At 70.6% G+C, this 6,935-nt stretch carries 4 protein-coding genes and 1 pseudogene; all 5 read left to right on the forward strand.

Annotation, left to right across the window (positions count from 1 at the left end):
* The first annotated feature begins 168 nt into the window (after positions 1 to 168).
* Complete coding sequence (locus ABZX37_RS16420) at positions 169 to 735, forward strand: YbaB/EbfC family nucleoid-associated protein (protein ID WP_354740205.1); 567 nt, start codon at positions 169 to 171, stop codon at positions 733 to 735.
* Positions 736 to 763: 28 nt separating this feature from the next.
* Complete coding sequence (locus tag ABZX37_RS16425) at positions 764 to 1,069, forward strand: type VII secretion target (RefSeq protein ID WP_354740207.1); 306 nt, start codon at positions 764 to 766, stop codon at positions 1,067 to 1,069.
* Complete coding sequence (locus tag ABZX37_RS16430; protein ID WP_354740209.1) at positions 1,069 to 5,295, forward strand: hypothetical protein; 4,227 nt, start codon at positions 1,069 to 1,071, stop codon at positions 5,293 to 5,295. The genes ABZX37_RS16425 and ABZX37_RS16430 overlap by 1 nt, the downstream gene beginning before the upstream one ends.
* A 5-nt stretch (positions 5,296 to 5,300) precedes the next feature.
* On the forward strand, positions 5,301 to 6,152 hold the full coding sequence (locus ABZX37_RS16435; RefSeq protein WP_354740211.1) for an immunity 49 family protein: 852 nt from the start codon (positions 5,301 to 5,303) through the stop codon (positions 6,150 to 6,152).
* 40 nt (positions 6,153 to 6,192) lie between these two features.
* Positions 6,193 to 6,935 (forward strand): annotated as a pseudogene (locus ABZX37_RS16440) (hypothetical protein); the annotation flags it as partial.

Genomic DNA, 6,935 nt, shown 5'->3' on the forward strand with positions numbered 1-6,935 from the left:
GAGTTTCGCGGACGGGCCGGTTTTTGTTACGGCGCGCTACCAGAAGTTCGCGTACAGTAGTCATCAACACATGGGGAACGGCGTCGCGCGGACAAATCGGAACCGCGCGGAACCGACGGGGTCACGCGTCCGTCATTCTGGAGAAGTCACCGTGGAGAAGGGGGCCCGATGCCCGACAGCATCGACGCCAGCGAGCAGATGGTCGAGGGCTGGACGAAGCAGCTCCAGCAGACCGCTGCCCGCTATCAGGCGATGGCCGAGCGCATGCAAGGCCAAACCGTCACCGAGCGGTCGAAGGACGGTGCGGTCGAGGTCACTGTGGACGCCAAGGGTCTGCTGAAGAACCTGGTGCTCGCGGACTCCGCGGCAGGCAAGAAGATGGCCGACGTCTCCGCCGAGGTGATGCGGCTCGTGCAGCGCGCGCAGGCCCGGATCCCGGAGTTGTTGCAGCAGGCCGCGGCCGAAACCGTCGGCGGCGACCAGACCACGGAAACGCTGGTGGCCGACGCGCAGCGGACCTTCCCCGCGCCGCCTGCCGAAGAAGAGGGCCAGTCCGAACCGGACCGGGTGCGCCGGTTCCTGCCGGAGGACGCCGAAGAACCAGGCACCACCGCACCTCCGGCGCCGCCGCGCTCGGCAGCCCCGCCGACACCTCCTCAACCGCCTCAGCAGCAACGCCGCCGCCGGAGCTCGTCGGACGATGACGACGACTTCGGCGGATCGATCCTGTCCTGAGTCCAAGCCGTTCCACGGGAAGAAAAACATGGCACCCAGGGGTTATGAGATCGGCGGCGATCTCGAGGCGCACGCCCGTCAGCTCGACGGGATCGCCGACGGGCTGAAGCAGGCTGTCGACGCCGCGAACCAGGTCAGCATGCCCACCGACGCGTACGGCATTCTCTGCCAGCCGTTCCGGATGATGCTCGACCCGGTCGAGAACTACGGGATCACCGCGCTGGAGAACACCGTCACGGCGATGGACGCGCAGGCGCAGAAGGTGCGCGACGCGGCGAAGGCGTACGACAGCTACGAAGGCGAAGCCGCCGGTTCGATGAAGGCGAGCGACTGATGCCCGACGCCAATCCGCTGGTCGTACAGTCCAAAAAGGACGGCGACGGGCCGGGGCCCTTCACCGAGGGCAACGGCGACTACGGCTATGCCACCGGCATCAACATCGCCGAATCGGCGACGGACGCGTTCAAGGGAATCGCGGACGGCGACTGGGTTTCCGGCGGACTCGGCGTGGCGAGCCTCGCCGGCGAGATCGCGGGCGCGGCGATCGACCCGTTCGGCTACCTGATGTCGTCGGTGGCGTCGTTCCTGATGGAGCACGTGCAGCCGCTGAAGGACATGCTGGACTCGGTCGCGGGCAACCCGCCGGTGATCCAGTCCTATGCCGACACCTGGGGCAACGTCGCGAAGTCGTTGCAGGAACGGCAGAAAGACCTCGAGAACGCGGTCAAGAACGGCACCGCGGAGTGGAAGGGCGACGGCGCGGACGCCTACCGGAAGTCCGCGGCGGAGGCGGCCGACGCGATCGGCGGCGCGGCGACGGTCGCGAGCGCGATCGGCACCGTCACGATGATCATGGGCCAGGTCGTCGCCTTCGTGCGCGGCCTGGTGCGCCAGCTCATCGCGGACCTGGTGGGCAAGCTGATCTCCTGGGTCATGGAGGAGGTGTTCTCGCTCGGGTTCGGGACGCCGCTGGTGGTCGCGCAGGCCGTCACGGCGATCTCCAAGTGGGGCGAGAAGATCAGCGAACTGCTGACGAAGCTGTGCGAGACGATGCGCCGCGTTTCGCCGCTGCTCGGCAAGCTCGCCGAGGTTTTCACGAAGATCATCAAGGTGCTGGGCAAGCTGGCCGGCAAGGTCACCGGCCTCGACGTGATCAGCACGAAGAACATCAAGGCGGGCGGTTTCTTCCACCGCGGCGGCTCCGGCGGGGGCGGTGCGGGCGGCTCTGGCGGCGGTCGCCACGGCGGCTCCGGAGAAGGCGACGCGGATCCCGGCTCGCCGTCCGGGTCGCGCCGCTCCAACGGGTCGGACAGTGCGGACGGCGGCGACAGCCCGAACGGCAGCCACAATAGTTCGGACGGTTCCGACGCGCCTGGCGACCACTCGGGCGATTCCGGCAGCCGCAACGGATCCGACAGTCCGAGCAGCGACAGTCCGTCCTCGCCGGGCGGTTCGCATTCCTCGTCGCCGGATGGCACCGGACCGTCCACAATCGACACTGCGACGTCGTCGACCCGGCGTGGTTCCGACAGTCCCGGCGGGAGCCACACCGACTCCAGCCCGTCGACGTTCGCCGGTGAGTCGAGTCCGACGTCTCGCGGCGGCGGAGACAGTCCTGCGGACAGCTCCTACTCGCCGCAAAGCTCTTCGCACAGCGACGGGCCGTCCTCGGTCAGTACTCCGCACTCCAGTGGGGCTCCGCATTCCGGCGGGTCGACGTCGTCGGGCGGTGGCACGCATTCCGGCGGCAGCGAGCCGAGTCCGCATCACTCGAGCAGCAGCGACTCGACGTCGGCGAGCGGGTACGCCCCGCCTCGCGCGGACGCTCCCGCTCCGCAATCCGCTCCCCCGCAACACATTCGCTCGAACGACGGGGGCGGTTCTTCGCCGAACCAGAATCCGGCGGGCGGCGGAATTCCGCAGCAGGGCGGTGGCGGCAGTCCGACCAGCGCCCCGGCCGGTGGCGGCGGTCCGGCACCTCGGCCCAGCGGCAGCGGCTGGACCGGGACGCCGGGGACGCGCGCTCCCGAGGCGGCGCCGAACCGGGTTCCGGACAGCGGTCCTTCGGGTCGGCGGCCGAGCGGCCCGAGCCCTTCGGACGGCGGCGGACCGAGCCGTACTCCGGATCGTTCCGGGCCTGGGCCGCAGCGGCCCAGCGACGGCGGTTCTTCGCCGCGGCCGGCTGAAGGCGGTTCGTCTCCGCAGCGCACTGGCGACTCCGCCCCGCAGCGGCCGTCCGAGGGCGGCGGTGGTTCCTCGCCGCAGCGTCCGTCGGATTCGTCGAGCAGCGGTCCGCAGCGCCCCGGCGACGGCGGCGAAGCCGGGCAGCCCAAACGTCCCGGCGCCGAGCCGGGTCTCGGCCGTTCGGAGCCCGCACCGACGTCCGGCGGCGGATCGCCCTCCTCGGCGAACCGCGGGTCCGGCGACGGCTCCGCGCCCCCGGCCGTGGCGGCGGTCGCGACCGGTCCCGGAGGAGGCCAGCGTGGCCCGGAGGCAGGCGGTGGCGCGCGGCGTCCCGACGGCTCCCCCGAGCCCGTCGCCCGCGGTGGCGCGCGTACCGACGCGCCGGCCAAACCCGGCGAAGCCAGCAGTCCACAACGGACTGGAAAAGAATCCCCGGCGCAGAACGGCAAACCGAACGCCGACGAGTCCGGGAAGCCGAAGAACGGCGGCAAGCCTGGCAAGCCCGAGAACACCGAGCCGAACAAGAAGCCGGGGCAGCACGAGGACGCGGAAACCAAGCCGGGCAACGACAAGCCCGAGCCCAAGCCGGACCACGCCGACCCGGAGCAGCACGATCCGAAACACCATGACTCGGACGGGCCGAACCACCCCGACCACGACGGCACTCCGCCGCACCACGACGAGCCGCTGTCGCCGGACGAGGTCAACCACCGGCATGCCGAGGACACCCCGGCGGGCAGTTCGTACCACCGCGACGACCCGGAACTCGGCGACCTGCCGCACCGCGTCCAGCCGGACCCGGACGGGCGCTACACGGTGGACGTGCACGTCACGGCGGACGGCCACGCCCGCATCGGCGACCGGCTGTACACGCCGGAAGAGTTCGCCGACATCCTGCGGCGCAACGGAAACTACGACGGCGGGCCGATCCGGCTGATCGGCTGCGACGCGGGGTCGAACGACTTCGCGCACCGGCTCTCGCGCGACCTCGACACCGAGGTGATGGCGCCGAGCAAGCCGGCGTGGACCGACTCGAACGGCCACGTCTTCTCCTCCGACTACGAAATCGGCCCTGACGGACGGATGCGGCCGCGGATCCCGCCGGACGGCGAATGGTCGGTGCACCGTCCCGACGGCACTGCACACCGCGTAGGCGACGACGGTTTCGCTCCGGACGGCAAGCACCACGACCCGCACGGCGTCGACGCCGACAGCTCCCGCCACCGCGGCGAAGACGGGGACGACGACGGCCTCGACTGGCGCGACCGGCCCGGCCCCGACGGCCGCACTCCGAGGGAAAACCTCGCCGACCCGGAGTACCTGAAGAAGCACTACTACGAGTGGACCGACCAGACCACGGGGCGCAAGGAGCTGCGGATCAAGCACTCCGCGGTCGATCCGGAGAACCCGCCGCACCCGGTGGACCTCGTCGACGGCAAGCCGGTGTTCAAGCACGACCGGCCCGCGGCGGAGTTCATGGGCTACGACGACGCCCGGTCGCGCACCCACGCACCACAGCGCGACAGCGTCGACGGGGCGACCCCGCAGCACGACGCGGGCAACGGCCAGCACCAGGGCGACCACGCCGGGCAGCACGACAGCCACGACTCCGGGGACGGCCAGCATCCCGGCGAGCAGCACGTGCCCGGAACGCACTCCGACACGTCGAACTGGCGCGAGAAGGATTACGACGCGATCGACCAGAAGGTGCACGATCGCGAAACGAAGTACCACGAGCTCAACGACACTCCGAAGGATTCTCCGGAGTGGAAGGACGCACACAACGCGAAGAACGACGCGTCCGAGAAGCTGGGCGAAGAGGCGTCCGGGCACGCGGTGCGCGACCGGCTGCACCGCGAGTTCACCCAGGCCCACCCGGACCAGAACTTCGACGTCCGGGAGCATCCGGACGCGCCGGAGGGCAGCCACCGCTACCAGGTCGTCGACGGCGACGGGAACGTGCGCGCGGACATCACGCCGCGCCACCCCATCGACGGCGAGAAGCCGGGGGCCGGGAACTTCGACCACATCTGGGAGGTCGACTACCACAACGGCGGCGAACCGCACTACATCGTGCACGAGGCCAAGGGGCCGGGCGGCCAGCCCAGCACGCGGTACGTGCCCGAGGACAAGCGCACCTACCGGCAGGGCCACCCGGCGTACTTCGACGACATCGTCACGAAGATGGCCCGCACCGACCCCGACCTCGCGGACGCGCTCGAGCGTGCGAAGCTCCAGAAGAGGCTCGATTATGTGGAGGTGCGGGCGCTGGTCGACCAGGCCGAGCGCACGCACAAGAGCCTCGGCTACGCCTACAAACCCTTCAACGGTTACGACTACCAGTCGCCGCTGACCCCAGCGTCCGGTGAGGAATGAGATAGATGACCGCCGTTCCCAGGCACTCCGTCAGCATCGACGTCGCGTGGAAGCAGATCGAGAAGTTGTCGCCGCAGGTGGCCTTCTACTTCGACTACATCACGCAGGACACCAGCGCGCTGGCGAACGTCCTGCGCCGGGAACTGATGCTCGCGCGGTACCGCAGCGTCGTCGATCCGGACGCCGAGGACCCGGACACGTGGGGCGATCTCAGCCTCGCCGCACAGGCCGCGGCCGCCGTTTTCACCGCGGCGTGCGCGCCGGAGGGACAGGAGGTCGACGCGGTGATCGGCCGCCCTCGGCGTTTCGCGGCGACCGGCCCCACGCCGCGCGCTGACCCGGCCGCCTGGACCACCGCGGCCTTTCTCGCCGTGATCCAGCGGGACGACGTGCTGATCCAGCAGCTGGCCGCGGTGCCGCTCGACGTGCTGCGCGCCTCGGGCGTCGAGCACGACGCCTACATGTACCCGTGGGTCGAGACGCTGCAGACGTTCCTCGCGCACCGCGAGGTCACCCCGGAGATGTTCCTGCCCGCGATGGACGGCACCGACCCGGACACCGCGCAGTTCACTCCTCCTGCGGCGATGCTGCAGCTCGTGTACCCGCCGATCCGGATGTTCTACTACGTGCTGCGCCGGGACTCGGAGAAGTTCGCCGAGGCGTTCGTCGCCGCGCTGGAGCGGCACCGCGAATACTGGACCGCCGAGGACCGCGCCACCGATCCGGAAGGGTTCCTCGCGCTGGCCCCGCTCGCGGTGGCGGTGCTCGCCCGCTCGGTCGGGATGACGTTCGACGTGCAGTCCGGTTACACGCCCGCCAACCTGCTCGCGGGCATCCGCCCGCCACAGAACAGCTGATGGAAATGACGCGTCCGCCCGGCGAGGAGCCGCAGAAATCATGACCCGGCCACCGGTGCCGCTCACTCCTGCCCAGCAGCAGGAGCTCGTCCAGCAAATCGGCCAGGCGGCCTCGACCGCGCTGCCCACTGGCTGGCAGCAGCTGCAGGTCGTCTGCCGCGCCGCGGGACGGCACGTGGAAGTCGACGTCAACGTGCTAGCCCCGGACAACCGGACCTACCCGGTCCAGCCAAATCCGGAACTGCCGCGGCTGTTCGGCGTGCTGCGCACCGGGATGTACCAGCCGGGCCGCGGCACGTGGCTCAGCGCGACGCTGGTGTTCTCGCCGCAACGGCCGCCGTTCGCGGACTACCAGCCGGACGTCGAACCGCGGTGGCGGCAGGTCCCGCCGCCGATCGGCTTCCAGGACGAACTGCGCTTCTTCCCGCGCGAGGACCGGTTCGTGCCGCCATGGCTGCGACAGCGGGCCGGTGCGGTGCCTCCTCCGCCGGCGCCTGGCGCTGCTCCGCCGCCTGCTGGTGCTGGACAACCGGTTCCGCCGCCCGTTCCCAGCTCGGGCCCTGCGGTTCCGCCGCCGCTGCCGAACGCGGAGCAGGTCCCGCCGTTGCCGGGCGCGGAGAGTTCGGCTCCCTCGGCTGGAGCCGCGACGCCTCCACCGCTGCCTGGTGCCGAACAGGCCGCGGGCGCTACGCAATCTGTTCCTGCGGTCCCCGCAGACGAACCTGGCACGCATCCACCGCTGGCCAGCGCCGAACAGGCTGCGGACGCTGTCCCCGAACTCCC

The sequence above is a fragment of the Amycolatopsis sp. NPDC004079 genome, assembly GCF_040610415.1.
Taxonomy (GTDB): Bacteria; Actinomycetota; Actinomycetes; order Mycobacteriales; family Pseudonocardiaceae; genus Amycolatopsis; species Amycolatopsis halotolerans.